This window comes from Mucilaginibacter sp. OK268 (assembly GCF_900103125.1).
Lineage (GTDB): Bacteria > Bacteroidota > Bacteroidia > Sphingobacteriales > Sphingobacteriaceae > Mucilaginibacter.
This window is the reverse complement of sequence record NZ_FNJV01000002.1, coordinates 181,521-200,364: the sequence shown is the minus strand read 5'-3', so window position 1 is coordinate 200,364 and position 18,844 is coordinate 181,521. Positions and strand designations below refer to the sequence as shown.

The following is an 18,844-nucleotide window of genomic DNA, read 5'->3' as shown; positions in this document are numbered from 1 at the left end:
AAAAGTCTAATTTTGGTGTTTAAACGTGTATTTAAACTATCAAAGCCTGAATGGTGTCCTGTGAAGCAGTAATGATGCAAAGAAAAATCTGCTAAACGTTTACCTACTATTAAATCAGGAAGGAGCGAAAAACTTAATGCATCTAACTTTTTATTTTGATAAACATTAATTTAACAGTTTATTACTGTTTGTTTATTTATCCAAAACTACGTTGTTGGCTGCAGCGTTTAAACCCGAAACTTGCTGTATTGTATCGTGATAATTTAGTGGGAAAATAGGCCATTGATTTTGACTTCAATACACCTATAAAAAACAAACACCCGTCATTGTTTTATGACAGGTGCAAGTACGATAAGGTTAAGGTATTTACTATTTCGTAGCCAGTAGTTTTAGCAACTTGTCGGGTTTAGTTTCGTCAAAAGCCGTTTTTACATACTTGTAACCACTTTTAGTAGTTGCTGTAAGTAATTTGGCTTTATTCCCTTCTTCGTCTAAAACATAGGCTGTACCATTGTCATTGATCCAGTCAAAAAGCACATCTCTTGTAGTAATTCCGCGATTTTGTGTGTAGTCGTCGATCCACACTAATGAGTTAATAGCCAGGTAAGGATTATCATACTCACCAATCGTGCTGTTTACTCCGGTTATTTGTAAGGGCATCGTTAAATAATATCAGGGTTTGAATGTTTTAAAACTCCGAAATTTATAGCAATGGGTCAATCCGTGAAAACACCGTATTTTTACGTATTGAAACACGGTGTTTTCACGGGTCGCTTTATTATGCCCTATATGATCCCACATGGTATATTATGCTTTAAATTAACATATATTTGATTACCTAAACCGGTAAGCAGATGGAGATAAAGAATCACATAGGACGACTTATTATTCTTGTTAACGACTTTAACGATGCGCTAAACTTTTATCAAAACAACTTTAACGCCAAAGTATTGGTTGATTATACCGTAGCAGAAGGTCAACGATTTTTGCATATTGGGTTTGATACTGCAGATGCCATAGGAATATGGTTTTTGAAAAATGAGAGTAACAATCACCAAAGAGTCGGTAATCAAACCGCAGGTGAACCAACTTTTGTAATGTATACTAATGCGTTGGATGCTCTATATCAAAAGCTTTTAACCAATGGTGTTAAAATAAAGCTTCAGCCGGTTTATGCCGATGCTTACAGTTTTTTTCATTGTTATGATCTGTATGGCAACGAGATCATTGTGACCGAGTTGAAAAATACAGTTTCTTAATTAACATGTTTACGCTTTCTTTCTTAATTCAATAACGGTAACTTCCGGCCATATGCCCAACCGGCCAGAAAATGCCAGGAAACCAAAACCACGATTCACGTACAGATACCGGTTTTTTTCATTCGCCAGACCTGCCCAGTCAAGGTAACGGTACTTTACCGGGCTCCACCTAAAACCAGGAATTTCAACACCAAACTGCGCACCGTGAGTATGACCTGAAAGGGTGAGATGAATATTGGTTTTGTTATACCGTACCTGTTCTTCCCAGTGAGTTGGATCATGAGATAATAATATTTTAAAGGCGTCTTTAGGCACACCTTGCAGCGCTTTGTTCAAATCGCCAAGCTGTATAAAACCACGCCCCCAGTTTTGTATGCCAATGAGCGATATTTTTTGACCATTTTTTTCAATGGTCACATTTTCGTCCAGTAACAGGCGATAACCTAATGTTTGGTGATGTTGCTTTAGTTTATCCAGATTAGCCGCTTTCGCCTGTTCACTATCCCAGTGTATATAATCGCCATAATCGTGGTTGCCCAATATTGAGAATTGACCATAAGGAGCTTTGATCTGGCTAAAACGGTCAATATAAGGTTCAATTTCAAATGCGGCGTTATTAACCAGGTCGCCGGTAAAAACAAACAGATCGCTTTTTTGAGCTTTGGCCATATCAATTCCCCGTTGCATAGCCTCGGTATTATCAAAACTACCTGAGTGGATGTCTGATAGCTGAGTTATGGTAAAACCATTAAAAGCATCCGGCAGATCATCAAAATAAAGGGTAGTGCGGTGTAGTTTATAATCGTATTTACCTTTGAACATGGCATAAAACATAGAGGCAAAGGGAATAGCAGCAACTAATACAGCTATTTCGCTGATAAATTTACGGCGGGCAGGGAATACGGTTTCGTTGCCAGAGCGACTCGCTAAGTTAAACAAGCCAACAATAAACCGGCCCAGATCGCCCAGCGACAAAATAATCACAAATACAAGCTTGGTCAGGAAAAAGGTGATGAACAAACTCAGTATCCACTCATGAAAGGGGCGCATGCCATTGGCCGTGCTAAAACTGCCAAAACCGATCAGGAACAAAGCAACAACCCCAACAGAAATAAACAGATAGCCAAACAGTATAATGTTACGCCACAGCTGCGATGACCAATCGGCGCTTAATGTTTTAAGTCCGGAAAAAATATACCAGTCGAACAATAAACTGATGGCCGAAATAATAAGAAATACTTTTAAAAAACCGCTACCGTGCATATAAATGGGTATTAGCCTGCAATTTAAAAAAAGAAGTGGATTAGAGGCACTAATCAAGAGACAAGAGTCAAGAACCAGGACGTCAGGGTTAAGATTATGACATTGACAAAACCAAATGGTGTTTTCTTGACTCTTACCCCTTGGTTTTAACTGACTATTTTAGGGCAAGTCTTGCTTCTTGACTCTTAGCTCCTGATTCTTATCTTAGCCTCAATTAAACGTAACAATGAAATTATATTATTTATTATCTGCAGGCTTGTTAATGGCCTTGCATGCCAATGCCCAGCAGACTAAAATTGATACCGTATTTTTTGAGGATTTTAATGAACAAAGCCTAGACAGGAGCAAATGGAATGTGGAAGTTACCGGCCATACCGTAAATGACGAGCAACAGGCTTATGTTGATTCTGCCGCCACTATATATATGGTAAAAAGTAAAGATGCGGAGGGCGCGGTAAACGGGGCTTTGGTGCTGAAAGCCATATATAAACCCGGTTTTACCAGCAAAGAGCAAAAAAGGTATGATTTTATGTCTGGCCGTATCAATACACAACGCAAAATGGAATTTACTTATGGCACGGCTTCAGCACGAATGAAAATGACCGCTGGCGCTGGGTTATGGCCGGCATTTTGGGCTTTGGGTAACGGTAAATGGCCTGATTGTGGTGAAATAGATATGATGGAAACCATAGGCGATTCCAGCTGGGTGAGCCACGCCCTGCATGGCCCCAATTATTTTGGTAATACACCACTGGCCTACCGGGCCCATTTTGAATCAAGTACAGATGTTACCCAATGGCATATTTATACGGTGGACTGGAGCCCCAACAGCCTGATATTTAAAGTTGACGATAAAGTAACTTATACTGTAACCAAACCCATGGTCGAAAAATATGGCCGCTGGGCTTATGATAATAAAAAATTTATCATCCTAAATTTTGCCCTGGGTGGGGGATACCCGGCAGGATACAATAAGGTTGCCAAACCTTATTTTGGGATATCAGAAAGTACCGTTAATAAGATAAAGGCCGGCGAAGCTAAGGTTTATGTTGATTGGGTGCTGGTTACCAGGGGTAAAGAGTAGTATTGTTGTTAAAATTTGTTAAAGAAGCGTAACAAAGCCATGGCAGACATAATACATGCCTTTGATAGTGCGTTTGTTTATAAAATGCAAAAAATGTAAAATTGTCATCAAATTATGGCTCTAATTTTACTTTTTTTAAACATTGCCTAAATAGCAATTGCATATTTTTGAATAGCAATCATTAACATCAAACATCTACTATTATGGCCATATTAACAATTCAGATCCCAGACAACGAAGTTCATACCTTATCAAGTATAGTTGAACAGGTAGCCGGCAGCGTAATAAAAATTAATGCTGACGAAGACATACACACCAATGAGTGTTTACAAAAAGAAGATTTCTTTATTCAAAATAAACTGGCTAAATCGGTACATAAAAATTACTTGTGGAACGATTAAGCATCAATATTTAAATACAAATTTTTAAAGTTAATACACCATAAAATAGGAAAGCCCTGCTGTTAAGCAGGGCTTTCCTATTTTATGGATGTGCTGTTTAGTTTCTGTATTGATTATGTTCGTGTCCATGGTCATCATGGCGGTGTCTTCTGTTTTCGCGATAAGAAGCAGAACAACTTGTAAAGCCCATAGTCGCCAATATAAGCAATGCTATGAGGCGTGATAATTGAATTTTCATGATATTATTGTTTTAATAACGTTATAAGTACAATACTTTTATCGCATAAAAGTTTGAATATCAATGATTAGTCACGCCGATGTTACTTTGCTGAGTATTGATTCAGGTGTTGCGTTTAAGTACGCGGGTTATAAGGATGAGTAATAGCCCAAGCACTAAAAAGACCACCAATAACACAAGTGAGTTAATGCATATTTGACCGTATCCCAATTTAACCGCATCAATAAAAGGATAGGGGTAAAGCTGGGTTATAACTCCGCGGATAAGCGTGTATACCAGGTACAGGAACGGAAACCAAAGCCAGTTTAATGACTGCGCCCATTTTAATTTTTCCTGCCTTGCAAAGATCAGCCAGTAAATAACAAATAGTAAGGGGTTTACAGAGTGCAGTAACTCATCGGCTAATTTAAACAGGCCGATCGGATGCCATAAATTACGTAGTATAATATTATAAACCAGTCCAACTACTATAATGTATAGGCAGATTCCTCCAAGTACATATCCTCTTGAAAAAAATCTGTAAAGAACGTTTGATGGTTTTAGTAATAAGGTCCACAAACAAACGCCAACCATTATATTGCTTTGAATAGTGAAAAAACTCAGTAATTGGATAATGGCGCCTATTAAACTATGGCCTGCTTTCATATAAGCCGGTATCGAGATGCTTACCTGTAATATCAAAGCAAACCATACTACCAGTCCGGCTACTGTAGCATAAATAGTTGCAGCTTTACTGGGTTTGTATGGAGATAGGCTGTGTTCCATGTTTAGAGATCAGCTTGCTTATTGTAATGCTATTTGTTGTTCACATTAGTTAGCATAACCTGTAATGACTGATCGTTGTTTTTAATGCTTTCAATAATGCCTACGTTATTTTTTACAAAATCTATTAAAATATGGGAAGGCTCGTTTGTATTTAAACTTTTGCTGGTTCTGATATTCTTGATCAAAGCCTGCGGCGTACGGACGAGGCCCCATGGAAGTCCCCACCAGCCCAATAACGCGGTTTTTAAAGTGGCCGTTTGATTTGCCTTTTTTAAACAGGCAGGGCAGCCGATGGAAAACGCTTTTTTGTAATGTGTGAATATTATAATACTAATAACTGTACCGCTCAAGGCCGCATTAAGTTGTTGGGACCTATTACTGCAAATGGGGCAAGCCTGGTTGCGTATCAGGGAGAGGTAGTTATGGAGTTGGGTATCGTCTATGTTATTTAACTGCACATCTATACCCCGTGTAATCCCCTCATCCAATCCACGACTTTTTATTTCGGCTTTTAGCAGTTCAAGGGCTTCTGGTCGTAAGCTTGCTGCTTCGGTAACTGCCAGGCGGGTGAGTTTATCATCAGGCAGGTTTTTATAGGTAACGCTTAATTGTTCTAAGGTTGGTTGCATAAAGTTTAAATGGTTTTAAATATAATAAAAGAAACCGATGCTCAAACACATTTCAATAAAGACTAATAGCAACACTTAATTAAATGAATAAAATGCTTTCCATTATAATCCACTTTTATGCTGTAAATTAGAGTACACAGGTAACAACATCAGGATATTACCCGTAAAAAAATGTTATGAATGGCTATTTGACCATACCTAAATCTATTTACTGCAAACTTTGCAAAACTTGTGGAGCACGTCCGGTGATCAAAGCAAGTGAGGCTGGTTTGTATGTGGTTAAGTGCCCCACCGATGACAGACATTATCAAACCCGATCCGGATTAATAGATATAGACGACTGGAACCGTCACAATTCTGTGTTTTATGTGCCCTGTCGCGATTTTAATCCACAAGTATCCTGCTAAGTAACAATTCACTGACCTTGACCGGCACTTCGTTTAAACCTATATCTTTAGGCTTTAAAACCAAAACTTAACATGAACATTTTCTTGAATTTAAGTACGCATAAGGCTGGCAGGCTAAAATGGGCGATCTTGTTGGCGGCATTTATTTTACCCGGCTTTTGCCAGGCCCAAACCGCAACTGATGCCGCACCTATAGTTGATCATATTGCTATTTGTGTGCACGATCTTAAAAAAAGTACTGCCTTTTATACCGAAGTGATGCACCTGCAAAAAGTGCCGAATCCCTTTGCCGACACCTTGCACCAGTGGTATAGTTTGGGGAATCATGTAAAACTACATGCTATACAAGGCAATTGCAGCTATAAGCACGATATCACCGAGCATCTTTGCTTTGCAGTAGGTTCGGTAAAAGAATTTGCCAAAAGGCTTGATGAACTGCATATTCCTTATGGTAACTGGAAAGGTGATAGTAAGGAACCTACTTTAAGACCTGATGGTGTGCTGCAACTATATTTTCAGGACCCTGACGGATACTGGATCGAGATCAATAGCCCGGCTAAGGGGAAATAGGTTCGTTAGAATCAAGAGCCAGGACAAAAGCAAAACACAAGGGCTTGATCTGAATCTTTCAGAAAATTAAAGGCGAATTAACCTATTATTTCCCTGTCTTGATTCTTGACTCTAATATCTTGCTTCTCAATATTCCAATTCCTGACACTGGATGCCTGCTTTTTTTAAAAGCGTTTCGATCTGGCGCGGGCATACGCCTTCGGCTTCAATACGCAATATATTATCGCAATCGTCCAGGTCAAAGTTCCATTGCATAATAGCCGGAAATTTGGTAAGCAAGGTAGTTACCCTGCTCACCTGGCGCCGTTCTTTAACGCTTGTTGAAAATATCAGCACATCCATCTTTAAATAATTAGTGAATTATTGATTTAGTGAATTATTGAGTGGTGAGTAGTGAATGGATGTAAATTGTTTTCTGTCAATTTGAGATCGCTCACTATTCACCCCTCACTATTACTCTCCGCTCGCTTTAGTTTCCTCTTCGGTTTTAAAATCGTTCCATTCTGGGCCGAACTTGCTAAAGCCCGGGCCGCCGCGATCTTTCCAGTTGCACATACGGTCGCGCATTTTGGCTTTAAATTTTTCCTGTTGCTCCGGACTCATGTTTTTAAAACGCTCGGTCATGCGGGCACGCATAAACCCATCGCCACCCCAGCCAGGGCGCCCGCCGCCTTTGCCAAAGCCGAACAATATTTTACATAAAATAAATATGCCCATGGCCTGCCAAAAGGTGATAGTACCCAGGTGCAAAATATCGGGCAATAAATTGTTCCACAACTGCATCACCACAAAACTGATGAGCGGCAGGAAGACGGCAACTGCCAGCGGAATAAATATGAAACGCCCTTTATAATAAAATACTTTTTTCATTTTCTTGATCTTTAATTTTTTGTGCGACCGGCTTTGTGCCGGTCATCATTTAATATTCTGTTATTTCTTTATACAATTGTTGTAAGCGTTTACGCAAATGCAATACCGCGTATCTTTTTCGTGATACCAGGGTTTGCATTTTTTCGCCTGTGATATCGGCAATTTGCTGGAACGACATATCATCCAGTTCATGCCATACAAATACGTCCTTTTGCTCACAGGGTAGTTCGTCCAGTGCAATAAACAGCTGGTCCCAAAACAGGTTGCGCAGGTATTCAGTTTCGGGAGTGCTGGTTTCGGTGAATAAAATAGCCTTGAAATCGGCTGTGTCGTCCTCCTCATCCTCACCCGTAAGCATATCGTCCAATAGGGTTTCCGTCTTTTTTTTATGCTTGTCGGTTATTTTATTGCGGGCTACCCGGTAAAGCCAGGCGCTGGTTTGTTCAATAGGTTCTGAATTGAGCACCGAACTAAACTGGTACCAGACATCCTGCAGAATGTCTTCGGCATCGGCATCGTTTTTTACCCTCCGGCGAATAAAACCCAACAGGCTTTTACCATACGCTTTTATAGTATGTATAATTTGGCTGTTCTTATCGTCGGGCATTATGGCGGTTATCAATTTTTTTCACTCCTTTAAAGATAAAGACGATTGGCGATGAAAAACATTTTAAATTATTTTAAAGAAAATTAATTGCCCCGCCGAAAAACTTTTTAAACCTTAAATTTTAACACTTTTCTGGTCAAAAACGGGGGAAAAAGAGCCAAAAATTGATCGAAAAACCCTCGTTTTAACACTTTTTAACAAATTTTAACACGATTTTGGTGAGTTTTTGAAACTTTAAAAAGTATTAAGTGATTGATAGTCAATTATTTGATTGTAAAACTGGTGGTTTTTGGCTTATATTTTGTCTTAACAAAATAGCCCGGTTTTCCTTTTTGATCGGAAACCGGGCTGTGGTATATACAAATATACTGATTTTTTTGGTGGGATAAAAGTTATTACTTGGCGTATACCCGCTCTTGGCCGCGGGAGGGCCAGTTACTTTGTAGCCACAAAGTAACCAAAAGGCTTGTCAGCAAATGCTTCTTTGCGCACAAGGCCTTTGCCCTGCAAATCAAACAGAACCACGGGCTGCTAAACCTCGCCGCTACTTCGTTCGCACTACCCCCACGCTTCGGCGAGGTTTGCTAATGCCCCTGCAACCACACAGGCTAACATGTTCTGCCTGCTTTCGCCCGAAGCTGTTCTGCTGACGGAGAAAAGAGATTATAAATAAGACACCATTATTTCCCCACCCTCTTTCCGCCGCAGGCGAAGAGAGGGGCGCCCAGCGAAGCGCAGGCGGGGTGAGTCGTCTGCGCCCGGACAACCACGTTAGTTTGGTATCAACTGGCAAAGAATATCACACTGATTTTTCGTATATTTGTATATACCAAGAGCCCCGGTTTTCCTGAATAATGGGAAACCGGGGCTCTTTAGTTAAGGTCCGCAAGGGACAAAAATCGATCGATTTTTATATAGTTATTTGATTATTAGTTTATTAACACTTTTTAAACCTTTCAAAACCTCTCAAAAATTTGTTAAAAAGTGTTAAAATGGCGTTAAAACTTTGTTAAAACGGGCAAAAGTGATGCGTTTTTCACCCGTTTTCGATTGAAAATTTGTTAAAATTTAAGGTTTAAAAAGTTTTTAAGCATTACGTACCACCCCCATTTTTTTCAAAAGCTTACGGTTTTCGCGCCTGTGAATTAAGCGGTAAACAATGGCGTAAATGATCGGCAATATTAGTAAGGTTAGTATGGTTGAGGTCACCAGACCGCCTATCACCACAATAGCCAATGGCTTTTGGGTTTCGGAACCAATTCCGGTTGATACAGCCGCGGGTAGTAAACCGATGGCTGCCATCAGGGCGGTCATCACCACCGGGCGTACCCTTGAAATTACGCCTTCCAGTATGGCCTCGTTAAGGTGCATGCGCTCTTCGAGATTCTTGCGGAAAACGGATACCAATATCACCCCATTCTGGATACAAACGCCAAACAGGGCTATAAAGCCGATACCTGCCGATATACTAAAGTTGGTATTGGTAATATGCAATGCCAATATACCGCCAATAAGCGCGAATGGTACGTTCATAATAACCAGCACAGCATCTTTGGCATTGCCAAAGGTGATAAACAGTATCAGGAATATAACCAGCAAACATATTGGCACCACGTGGGCTAAAGTAGTTGAAGCGCGGATCTGATTTTCAAATTCACCGTTCCAGGTAAAGGAATATCCCTGATCGAGCTTAACGGCGGCATTTACTTTTTGCTGCGCCTCGGCGATGGTGCTTCCTAAATCGCGGCCACGTACCGAAAATTTAACCGCTATATAACGCATGTTATTATCGCGATAAATAAAGGCCGGCCCGGTTTGGGTGGTGATGTTTGATATTTCCTTGATAGCGATCTTAGCCCCGTTCATGGTAGGTACCATCAGGTTTTCGATCTTATCCTGGGTATCCCTGAAAGGCTTTTGATAGCGGATCCGGATATCGAATTTACGCTCTCCCTCGTAAAGGGTAGTAGCCGCTTTACCGCCTATGGCCATTTCAATAACGGCATTGGCATCGGCAGTTGATACGCCGTAAAGGGCCATTTTGCGCTGGTCAAGTTCGATCCTGAATTCTGGTTGGCCCAGGTTACGCAGTATACCAAGATCTTCAACGCCTTGTACATGTTTCAGGACATCCATTACGGAGTCGGCTTTATGGTCAAGTACATCAAAATCGGGCCCGAATATTTTTACGGCCATGGAGGCAGGTACACCGGCAACAGCTTCAGCAACGTTATCAATAATAGGCTGCGAATAGTTGAAAATAATACCCGGGAACTGGCTGAGCTTTTTATCAATATTGGCGATCAACTCTTCCTGGGTCAGGCCACTTTTCCATTGGTCTTTAGGCCTCAGATCGACCTGGATCTGTACGTTAAAGAAACCCTTAGGGTCGGTACCGTCATTGGTACGGCCAACCTGCGACAGGGTTTGCTTTACCTCGGGGAAGGTTGCCAGTACATCGCGCATCTTGTTGGTGACATTTACCGAACTCTCCAGCGATGTGCTCATCGGTAATTGCGCGGTTACCCACAAAGCGCCCTCATTAAGTTGCGGTAAAAACTCGCTGCCTAAAAATTTACCCGAGAAGAAGGTTACCGCCATAAAGGATACGGCCACAATTAAACTTAGTTTTTGATTGCGGTAGGTATAATTAAACATCCGGCGGATGCCCTTCTCAAAGAATATAACAATAGGGTTATGTTTTTCCCTGACGTTTTTGCTCAGTAATATACTGGACAAAGCCGGCACCAGGGTAAGGGTAAATATCAATGCTCCCAATAATGCAAAACCTAAGGTGTAGGCCAACGGTGAGAACATTTTACCTTCAACTTTTTGGAAGGCGAAAATAGGCACCAGACAGGTGAGGATGATGAGTTTGGAAAAGAATATGGCTTTACCCATTTCGGAGCCCACATTTTTAAATAACCCCAATTTGGCAAGACCGTTAAACTTTTGCATCCCTACTTCTTTGGCACGATGGTCGAGGGCCACAAATATCCCTTCTACCATCACCACGGCACCATCGATGATGATACCAAAATCGACGGCACCCATCGAGAGCAGGTTGGCGCTCATGCCTTTCAGACGCAAACATATAAAGGCAAATAATAGGGCAAGCGGTATAATGATGGCCACAATAAGCGTAGTACGCCAGTCGGCCATGAACAGGAACACGATGACGGTAACCAGGATAATGCCCTCGCAAAGGTTATGAATAACCGTTTCGGTACAAAAATCCATTAGGTTGGTACGATCGTAAAAAGTATCGATCTTAACATCTTTTGGCAGTACGTTATTGTTCAGATCGGCAACTTTATCGCGGATCCGTTTTAAAACTTCGGCGGGGTTTTCGCCTTTACGCATTACTACAATGCCTTCAATAACGTCGTTATGCTTGTCGCGTCCAACCTGTCCTAAACGGGGCAGACCGCTTTCTTTAATTTCGGCAACGTCTTTGGCCAGTATAGGTACATTGTTTACGTTTTTGACGATGATGTTCTGGATCTCATCAATATTATTGATTAAACCGATGCCCCGCACAATGTAGGCCTGGTCGTTCTTTTCAATGATATCGCCACCTACGTTGATATTGCTGCGGTTGATGGCGTTGTATACATCTAATGAGGTAAGGCTGTATTTCTGCAACAGGGCGGGGTTAACACTTACTTCGTAAGTTTTTTCTTCACCACCAAAGCTGTTTACGTCGGCAACACCCGGTACGGATTTAAACTGACGATCCAGGATCCAATCCTGAATGGCGGTAAGTTCATGGATGGTTTTGGTACGGCTTTTAAGCGTGTAGCGGTATATCTCGCCGGTAGGGCCGTAAGGTGGTTCTACTTCAGGTTTTACACCATCGGGCAGGTCGGCATTGCCCAGGCGGCTTAATACCTGTTGCCGCGCGAAGGCATCGTCCACGTCATCATCAAAAATGATGCGTACATAGGATAAACCAAATGAGGAAGTAGTACGCAAGTTAGCCTTTTTCTGTACGGAGTTTAAAACGGTCTCCATAGGTATGGTGATCATTTTTTCAACTTCTTCCGCACTACGGCCCGGCCATTGGGCTATAATGATGATCTGTGTATTGGTAACATCAGGGAACGTTTCAATAGGGGTATTAAGGTAGCTCCATATACCAAGCACGACCAATACCAGCGTCATGAAAAACACGAAGTAGCGGTGCCTTAATGAAAAGTAGATTATATTTTTAATGAATTTATTCATTTTAGTATCTTGTAATTAATTTAGTATCAAGTAGCTAGTATCAAGATCATTTGGTGGCTGTAAATACCACGTTTAGAAGTCGTGATACTTGATACTAGCTACTTGATACCAATAAAAAATCTATTTATCACCCATTAGCGCATCATAAAACAATAGCTGATTTTTAGATATGATCTTATCGCCGGCATTTAAGCCCGATGAGATATAGCTTACATCATCAACCGTTTTAATTACGCTTACTTCGCGTACTTTTAAATCGCTTTTGCTATTGTATACTACAACATAATATTTGCTGTTATCAAAAATAACCCCCTTTGCCGGTACCGCTACCGATTGAGCCTTATCGTTATTAGAGATCACCACGTTGGTAAACATTTCGGGCTTTAGTAACATATCCGTGTTAGGCAAAACGATTTTTATTTTCATAACCTTATTGTCGGGATCAAGAACCGAGCTGATCGCGTCAACTTTGCCGATGAATACTTTACCCGGGTAAGCTACTGTAGTTACTTTTGCTGTATAGCCAGGTTTTACCTTGCTGATATCAGATTCAAACACATTGGCCCAGATCCATACATCTTTCATATTGGAGATGGTGAACATGTTGCCGCTATTATCCGGACGTATAAAACTTCCGGCTGTAATATTTTTTTCGACGATATAGCCGCTCTCAGGAGCTTTAATGATCAGCGAACCGCTTGCTGAGGTATTGCCACCGCCATTGATAGCGATTTGCTGCTGAACTTTGGTGCTGGCTGCCGCTGCTTTATTATAGTTTTCTTTGGCTTCTGTGTAGTCGCGCTCGCTTGATATACCGTTTTTGTACAGATATTCTGCCTGCTCCAGCTGACGTTTGGCAATGGCCAGGTCTGAACGGGTTGCTGTCAGGTCTGTATAATTACCGGCAATATCTGCGCTCCGCATCACAGCCAGTGTTTGGCCCTTGGTAACCTTATCGCCCAAGGAAACCTTAACCTCTTGTATTTGGCCACCAGCGAAAGGGAATACTTTGATCACATTGTTATCATCATATGATACCTCACCCGAAAGATTGAGTTCCTCTTTCATGGCGGTGGTTTTAGCCGTATCAATAGTTATCATACGCGCCATCGAGTCGCTAACGGTAACAGGCAGGTTTGCTGCTACAGGTTGAGGCTTGCCTTTGCAGGCAGCAAGTAATAGTAAAGCGGAGATGCCGGATAACAGCGTTTCTCTTTTCATCATTATTTTATATTTATAAAAATTATCAGGATTTAATTACAGGAATACCAACAGCAAAATTAAGATCGGCAATAGATTTTTGAAGATTATACTGCTGTTGCAAGATCTTAAGCTTTGTATCTTTATATGTATCAAAAAAGTCGACAAACTCAATCAGGCTGATCTGCCGTTGCTGAAAGCTTTTAAGCATACTGCTAAATAATTTATCGTACTGTTCATTAAATTCAACCTGTTGCGTAGTGAATAGCTGTTGATTTAATTTATATTGATTTACCGCGGCAACCACATCATTTTTAAGCTGAAGTTCGCTTTGTTTTAAAGTGCTTTCCTGGCTTTGGATGTTATACTTGGCCGATTTGATATTACCCTGGTTACGATTAAAAAAGGGCAGGGGCAAACCGATCTCCAAACCATAATAGTTAGGGGCATAGTTGCTGTTCTTATCATAAGATGCACCAATGGTAATATCAGGAACCGCCAATGCCCGCTGATAAGCCAGGTTGTGTGTGGCTGAATTCAATTGGTACTGGTTCGACAGGTAATCCGGTCTGCTCGTTTTGGCTTGTTCAATTAAGGAAGGAATATCAAGCGCTACATTCTCGGTTGGTTTATCATTAATGACAGGATCAACAAAAGCGGTCTCTTTGGTTTGCAGCAAAGTTTTTAGCTCGGTTTGCAGATCATTGATCTGGCGGTTGTTCTCTACCATGTCATTCTGCAGGCCAAAAAGCAAAGCTTTAAGCCTGATCAGGTCTTTCATGGATGTATTACCCGAATCGTATGATTTTTGAATCGCCTTAACCAGGTTAGTGGCCGAGGTGATCTCGTTCTCATAAACCTTTTGCTGAGCGTTAAACGTAGCCAGCTGACTAAAATCGAGCCGGAGGTTATAACGCAGGTTGCGCATCAAGTCGTTAAAAGCAGCTTCCTGTACCATGGCATCATCTTTAGCCATTTGTACCTGTTTCCCGCGTTTACCAGCAGTGGTAAATACCTGGTTTAATTGCACAAATACCTGTCCCTGACCTTTACTGTGGTCAAAGAATTTGTTGCTGCCACCGGTATGGATGTTTTGATCGGTACTTAATACCGGGTTGTCCCAAAGTTTGGCCTGTTGTATGAGCGCCTTTGACGCTTCTACATTATACTTTTGGGCTAAAAGGCTTAAATTGTTTTCAAGAAATTGTTTCTCAGCATCCTGAAAGGTAAGCTTAACGGTGTCAGTTTGGGCCTGGGCCCGGGTAGTACTAAAACTTAAAAGTACGACTGATAAAAAAAGCAGGGGTTTTATTTTATACATAGTCCTCGTCTATTCAACAGTACAAAAATTCATAATAGGTATGAATTTTACATGAAGATGGGTTAATGATATAAATTAAAGAACTTAAAATTCGCGATACAAGATAAGCTGCATGAAGTTTAAATGCAGTTAAATATAAATGTTAAAAAAATATCTTATGTGAAGTTTTTAAAATAAGTTCGGCAAAAGACCCCACCCAACCTTCCCCGGAAGGGGGACTTTTAAGAAGCTTGTAGCTAATTCTCCCCTAAACATAATCCCTGAAAAGGCGGGCCATTTTGTTAAAAAGTGGGTTTACATGGTTTACACTTTTTATGGTTTATGTTATTTATTTAATTGATAATCAAATAATTATGTGTATTTTATAACGATGAGAGGAGTTCTGAGGGGATCTTAAAGGTTGTCATTTCGAACGACGTAGGAGGAGAAATCTTCTGCGATTTGCAATGGAGCCTCGCACTACGCAGAAGATTTCTCCTTCACGCCTTCGTGTTGTCCGTCGCTGTTTGTCGAAATGACATAAAGGGGTTCTTATATCGAACTCACGTTAACTAAGGATTATGAAGTATAATATCGGGTACAGACTATGGAATAATGATTTCGCTGTTGGAAATTCAAAATTCATTACTCGATATTAATTCTCTTATTCCTGATTGGGGCAGCAACGGTTAGATTTCTATTTCAAACCCATCCGCGTCCTTTAAAAAAGGCAAAGCACGACGGGCTTTCTTAACCTCATCTGCTATGATCGAGAAGGTGTATACATCATCTTCGTCGCGTTTGTAATATACCACGTTACCATTCGGGTCGATGCAGGTTGAATCGCCGGAATGATAAACCTCGTTGCCATCATGGCCCACGCGGTTTACGCCAATTACATAGCTCTGGTTCTCCACAGCGCGTGCAGGCAGCAAGGTACGCCAGTGTAAGGCTCTGCGTTCGGGCCAATTGGCTACTACAATGAGTAGGTCATAAGCATTTTCGTTAACGTTGCGTAACCATACCGGAAAGCGAAGATCGTAACATATAACCGGGCAAATTACCCATCCCTTAAGTTCAACAAAAAGCTTTTCGGTACCTGCGGTGTAGGTGTTATGCTCTTTACCTAATGCAAAAAGATGGCGCTTATCATAATGTTCATAGCTGCCATCTGGGCGCATCCAGATGAGGCGGTTGTAAAATTGATCACCTTCTTTTATAATAATGCTGCCGGTTACTACACAATCATATTGCTGAGCGGTTTTTAGCATCCATTTCATGGTTTTACCGTCCATCGGCTCTGCTAATTTCTCAGCATCCATGGTAAAACCGGTGCTAAACATCTCGGGCAGTATAATAAGGTCGGTTTTTTCGCGTATCCCGCCTGATAATCTCAAAGAGATGTTCTGTAAGTTTTTATCGGTATTTTCCCAGAAAAGGTAGCCTTGAAAAACAGTAATTTTAAGATTATCCATAAGCAGTATTTTAGTAGTTCATAGATGACAGATCTCTGTAATTGAATTACAATCACCCAGTCTTATTGCTATTAACCAAAACTATGGTTTATAAACAATATATTAACCATAAATTAAACCTTCAACAACCTATCAACGGCTTTATCTAAGGTTTCTTGCCTTTTGGCGAAACAAAATCGTAACACATGGTGGTCAATTCCCTTGGTATAAAAGGCTGAAACAGGTATAGAGGCCACCCCGTTTTCCTTCGCCATGCGAATGGCAAAGTCAGCGTCTTTTTCATCGGTTATATTGCTGTAACGAACTGATTGAAAGTATGAGCCGTAGCAAGGTAATAACTCAAATCGGGTTTGTTCAAGCCCCTTTCTGAAGTAATCCCTTTTCTGCTGAAAAAAGTCGCGTAAACCCAAATAGGTATCTTCGTTTTTTAAATATTCGGCAATGGCATATTGGATGGGTGTATTTACCGCGAATACTAAAAATTGGTGGATCTTTCTGAACTCAGTCATCAGGTGTTCGGGGGCCATGCAATAACCTACTTTCCAGCCGGTAGCATGAAAAGGTTTGCCAAATGAGGCTACTATAAAACTGCGTTGTTGCAGTTCGGGATACCGGGCCATGCTATGGTGGGTTTCACCATCATATATCAGGTGTTCATATACTTCATCACTCAATATCAGTATGTCCTGGTTTTTAACTATAGCACTCAACTCCTCAATATCCTGCCGGTGTAATATGGTAGATGTTGGGTTTTGAGGCGAGTTAAGAATGATCATCTTGGTTTTATGATTGATCAGCCTTTTTACCATATCCCAGGCAATGCGATAGTTTGGTGGTTCAAGCGCCAATGATTTTACAACGCCCCCCATCAGTTTAATGGCAGGAGCGTAACAGTCAAAAGCAGGTTCAAAAATGATCACTTCATCATTGGGGTGTATAACCGCGCTGATGGCGGTAAATATAGCTTGTGTGCCTCCTGCAGTTATCGTGATCTCGGTGTCCGGATTGTAAACAGCTCCGTATAGCTTTTCTGTTTTCTCGGCAATTTTTTCTCGCAGACTCATTACACCGGCCATCGGGGCGTATTGATTGTGGCCATCTTTCATAGCCTTGTTCACCAGCTCAATGAGTTCCGGCGAACAATCGTAATCAGGAAAACCCTGCGAAAGATTTATTGCACCAACCTCGTTGGCCAGGGCCGACATGATGGTGAATATGGTTGTGCCAGTTTGGGGGAGTTTTGAAACAACAGGTATCATTGGGGCTAAAAATAAACAAAAAACGGTAACCACCCATACGTAAAAACACGTTTTTTTTGTTTGTTGAAATTATTTATTCTTATATGAAAATTAATTACGCCCAATGTGTTACTGCATATAAGGCACTTGCAGATATGGCTATCCATAATAATATACTCTGAAACAGGGGCCTGAAACCTACGGATAACAGAACCGTACGGGACAAACCTGCTCCGATAAGGAATAAGGTAAGCGTTAACCCAGCTTTCGCAATTTTTATAATATACGGACTAACAACGGATATGGCAGGTAGGTAAGTGTTAATAATCAGAGCCAGAATAAATAGGCCTATAAAGTATGGTACTTTAATTTTTCGCGAATCGTTTTTAAACAGGAATGATGACAGAAAAGCTATGGGTATTATCCATAAAGCCCTGGCGAGTTTAACCGTAGTAGCAACCTCCAAAGCATGTGTGCCATATTTACCTGCCGCGCCTACCACCGAACTCGTGTCGTGAATAGCTATTGCGCACCATAAACCAAACTGGTTTTGCGATAAGTTTAAATGATGACCGATCACCGGGAATATAAACAACGCTATAGAATTGAGGATAAAAATACATCCCAGCGCAACTGATATTTGTTTTTCTTCGGCTTTGATAACCGGAGAGATGGCTGCTATGGCACTTCCGCCGCATATGGCTGTACCTGACGAGATGAGGTAGGAGGTTTTCTTTTCAATCTTAAACCATTTACCTGTCAAATACCCGAATATCAGGGTGCAGGTAATGGACATGATGGTAAAAAGCAGCCCTTCTTTACCGGCCTGCAACGCGCTATGTACATTCATGCCAAAGCCTAAACCTACTACTGATATTTGCAACAACAAATGGGTAGCCTTATGATTTAAATGAAGGTAGGGGTGACCGGTGAACTGAGCTATGGTAAGCCCCATTAACAGCGCTATTGCCGGGCTTATCAATGATGTTAAACAAAGTGCTGTACAGATGATGAATATAACTATGCGTGCATTTGTGCTTACATTGAGTATTAAGTTATGGGTATTATTAGCGAATTGATTTTGAGTATGCATGTGATGTCTTCTTTAATACACCGCAAAGGTGAAGCATTAATGCATACAGTTTTCATCACAAAGTAATATCCGGAATAACTTTTAGTTATATGCTGAACTTAGATTGTAATCAACAAAGAGTAATTAACCATCTAAAATGTTATGGTATAAGGAAATGTTGTTCCGGTAAAATACTTATATGTTTGAACAATTAGTCTTGCTTTTTCTTTTATTAATAT

At 40.9% G+C, this 18,844-nt stretch carries 17 protein-coding genes; 4 read left to right on the top strand and 13 right to left on the bottom strand.

The genetic code is table 11. The features are described 5' to 3' along the window. Window positions 1–369: 369 nt before the first annotated feature. Window positions 370–660, bottom strand: a complete 291-nt coding sequence (locus BLR84_RS06735) for a DUF3892 domain-containing protein (protein ID WP_090466287.1) — start codon at window positions 658–660, stop codon at window positions 370–372. A gap of 194 nt (window positions 661–854) precedes the next feature. Between BLR84_RS06735 and BLR84_RS06730 the strand changes: the two genes are divergently transcribed. Continuing rightward, window positions 855–1,259 (top strand): VOC family protein, encoded by a 405-nt coding sequence (locus tag BLR84_RS06730; RefSeq protein ID WP_090466285.1) that lies wholly within the window; start codon window positions 855–857, stop codon window positions 1,257–1,259. 9 nt (window positions 1,260–1,268) lie between these two features. Here BLR84_RS06730 and BLR84_RS06725 read toward each other — a convergent pair whose 3' ends face one another. Next, window positions 1,269–2,522: a metallophosphoesterase gene (locus BLR84_RS06725; RefSeq protein WP_090466283.1), complete on the bottom strand. Its 1,254-nt coding sequence runs from the start codon at window positions 2,520–2,522 to the stop codon at window positions 1,269–1,271. 226 nt (window positions 2,523–2,748) lie between these two features. Here BLR84_RS06725 and BLR84_RS06720 point away from each other — a divergent pair, with 226 nt between their 5' ends. Further along, window positions 2,749–3,606, top strand: coding sequence for a glycoside hydrolase family 16 protein (locus BLR84_RS06720; protein WP_090466282.1), 858 nt, complete (start codon window positions 2,749–2,751; stop codon window positions 3,604–3,606). Between the two features lie 203 nt (window positions 3,607–3,809). Then, window positions 3,810–4,007 carry a hypothetical protein gene (locus BLR84_RS06715; protein ID WP_090466280.1) on the top strand — a complete coding sequence of 66 codons (198 nt, stop codon included), beginning with the start codon at window positions 3,810–3,812 and terminating at the stop codon, window positions 4,005–4,007. A 340-nt stretch (window positions 4,008–4,347) separates the two neighbouring features. Here BLR84_RS06715 and BLR84_RS06710 read toward each other — a convergent pair whose 3' ends face one another. Both BLR84_RS06710 and BLR84_RS06705 read right to left on the bottom strand, forming a co-directional pair. After that, entirely contained in the window at window positions 4,348–5,010 is a 663-nt protein-coding gene (locus tag BLR84_RS06710) for a Pr6Pr family membrane protein (protein WP_090466279.1), read from the bottom strand. Between the two features lie 29 nt (window positions 5,011–5,039). After that, window positions 5,040–5,639 carry a hypothetical protein gene (locus tag BLR84_RS06705; protein ID WP_090466277.1) on the bottom strand — a complete coding sequence of 200 codons (600 nt, stop codon included), beginning with the start codon at window positions 5,637–5,639 and terminating at the stop codon, window positions 5,040–5,042. A 479-nt stretch (window positions 5,640–6,118) separates the two neighbouring features. Here BLR84_RS06705 and BLR84_RS06700 point away from each other — a divergent pair, with 479 nt between their 5' ends. Then, window positions 6,119–6,616, top strand: coding sequence for a VOC family protein (locus BLR84_RS06700; RefSeq protein WP_218128234.1), 498 nt, complete (start codon window positions 6,119–6,121; stop codon window positions 6,614–6,616). A 126-nt stretch (window positions 6,617–6,742) separates the two neighbouring features. Here BLR84_RS06700 and BLR84_RS06695 read toward each other — a convergent pair whose 3' ends face one another. The 9 genes from BLR84_RS06695 to BLR84_RS06655 form a co-directional block, all read right to left on the bottom strand. Then, complete coding sequence (locus tag BLR84_RS06695) at window positions 6,743–6,958, bottom strand: hypothetical protein (protein WP_090466275.1); 216 nt, start codon at window positions 6,956–6,958, stop codon at window positions 6,743–6,745. A 111-nt stretch (window positions 6,959–7,069) separates the two neighbouring features. Beyond that, on the bottom strand, window positions 7,070–7,486 hold the full coding sequence (locus BLR84_RS06690) for a hypothetical protein (protein WP_176851979.1): 417 nt from the start codon (window positions 7,484–7,486) through the stop codon (window positions 7,070–7,072). Window positions 7,487–7,535: 49 nt separating this feature from the next. After that, window positions 7,536–8,093, bottom strand: coding sequence for an RNA polymerase sigma factor (locus tag BLR84_RS06685; protein ID WP_090466273.1), 558 nt, complete (start codon window positions 8,091–8,093; stop codon window positions 7,536–7,538). 1,086 nt (window positions 8,094–9,179) lie between these two features. Continuing rightward, entirely contained in the window at window positions 9,180–12,320 is a 3,141-nt protein-coding gene (locus BLR84_RS06680; protein WP_090466271.1) for an efflux RND transporter permease subunit, read from the bottom strand. A gap of 120 nt (window positions 12,321–12,440) precedes the next feature. After that, entirely contained in the window at window positions 12,441–13,544 is a 1,104-nt protein-coding gene (locus BLR84_RS06675; RefSeq protein WP_255366871.1) for an efflux RND transporter periplasmic adaptor subunit, read from the bottom strand. A gap of 22 nt (window positions 13,545–13,566) precedes the next feature. Continuing rightward, on the bottom strand, window positions 13,567–14,841 hold the full coding sequence (locus tag BLR84_RS06670; RefSeq protein ID WP_090466267.1) for a TolC family protein: 1,275 nt from the start codon (window positions 14,839–14,841) through the stop codon (window positions 13,567–13,569). 668 nt (window positions 14,842–15,509) lie between these two features. Further along, window positions 15,510–16,295 (bottom strand): amidohydrolase, encoded by a 786-nt coding sequence (locus BLR84_RS06665; protein WP_090466265.1) that lies wholly within the window; start codon window positions 16,293–16,295, stop codon window positions 15,510–15,512. Between the two features lie 113 nt (window positions 16,296–16,408). After that, complete coding sequence (locus BLR84_RS06660; RefSeq protein WP_090466263.1) at window positions 16,409–17,554, bottom strand: methionine aminotransferase; 1,146 nt, start codon at window positions 17,552–17,554, stop codon at window positions 16,409–16,411. Between the two features lie 94 nt (window positions 17,555–17,648). After that, window positions 17,649–18,626: a YeiH family protein gene (locus BLR84_RS06655; protein ID WP_090466261.1), complete on the bottom strand. Its 978-nt coding sequence runs from the start codon at window positions 18,624–18,626 to the stop codon at window positions 17,649–17,651. Between the last annotated feature and the right edge of the window lie 218 nt (window positions 18,627–18,844).

Excerpts from the sequence above, each read along its gene's own strand:
- BLR84_RS06695 (WP_090466275.1), bottom strand. The coding sequence starts at position 6,958 with ATGGATGTGCTGATATTTTCAACAAGCGTTAAAGAACGGCGCCAGGTG.
- BLR84_RS06675 (WP_255366871.1), bottom strand. The coding sequence starts at position 13,544 with ATGATGAAAAGAGAAACGCTGTTATCCGGCATCTCCGCTTTACTATTA.
- BLR84_RS06680 (WP_090466271.1), bottom strand. The coding sequence starts at position 12,320 with ATGAATAAATTCATTAAAAATATAATCTACTTTTCATTAAGGCACCGC.
- BLR84_RS06660 (WP_090466263.1), bottom strand. The coding sequence starts at position 17,554 with ATGATACCTGTTGTTTCAAAACTCCCCCAAACTGGCACAACCATATTC.
- BLR84_RS06690 (WP_176851979.1), bottom strand. The coding sequence starts at position 7,486 with ATGAAAAAAGTATTTTATTATAAAGGGCGTTTCATATTTATTCCGCTG.
- BLR84_RS06705 (WP_090466277.1), bottom strand. The coding sequence starts at position 5,639 with ATGCAACCAACCTTAGAACAATTAAGCGTTACCTATAAAAACCTGCCT.
- BLR84_RS06670 (WP_090466267.1), bottom strand. The coding sequence starts at position 14,841 with ATGTATAAAATAAAACCCCTGCTTTTTTTATCAGTCGTACTTTTAAGT.
- BLR84_RS06725 (WP_090466283.1), bottom strand. The coding sequence starts at position 2,522 with ATGCACGGTAGCGGTTTTTTAAAAGTATTTCTTATTATTTCGGCCATC.
- BLR84_RS06735 (WP_090466287.1), bottom strand. The coding sequence starts at position 660 with ATGCCCTTACAAATAACCGGAGTAAACAGCACGATTGGTGAGTATGAT.
- BLR84_RS06665 (WP_090466265.1), bottom strand. The coding sequence starts at position 16,295 with ATGGATAATCTTAAAATTACTGTTTTTCAAGGCTACCTTTTCTGGGAA.
- BLR84_RS06710 (WP_090466279.1), bottom strand. The coding sequence starts at position 5,010 with ATGGAACACAGCCTATCTCCATACAAACCCAGTAAAGCTGCAACTATT.
- BLR84_RS06730 (WP_090466285.1), top strand. The coding sequence starts at position 855 with ATGGAGATAAAGAATCACATAGGACGACTTATTATTCTTGTTAACGAC.
- BLR84_RS06685 (WP_090466273.1), bottom strand. The coding sequence starts at position 8,093 with ATGCCCGACGATAAGAACAGCCAAATTATACATACTATAAAAGCGTAT.
- BLR84_RS06715 (WP_090466280.1), top strand. The coding sequence starts at position 3,810 with ATGGCCATATTAACAATTCAGATCCCAGACAACGAAGTTCATACCTTA.
- BLR84_RS06700 (WP_218128234.1), top strand. The coding sequence starts at position 6,119 with ATGAACATTTTCTTGAATTTAAGTACGCATAAGGCTGGCAGGCTAAAA.
- BLR84_RS06655 (WP_090466261.1), bottom strand. The coding sequence starts at position 18,626 with ATGCATACTCAAAATCAATTCGCTAATAATACCCATAACTTAATACTC.
- BLR84_RS06720 (WP_090466282.1), top strand. The coding sequence starts at position 2,749 with ATGAAATTATATTATTTATTATCTGCAGGCTTGTTAATGGCCTTGCAT.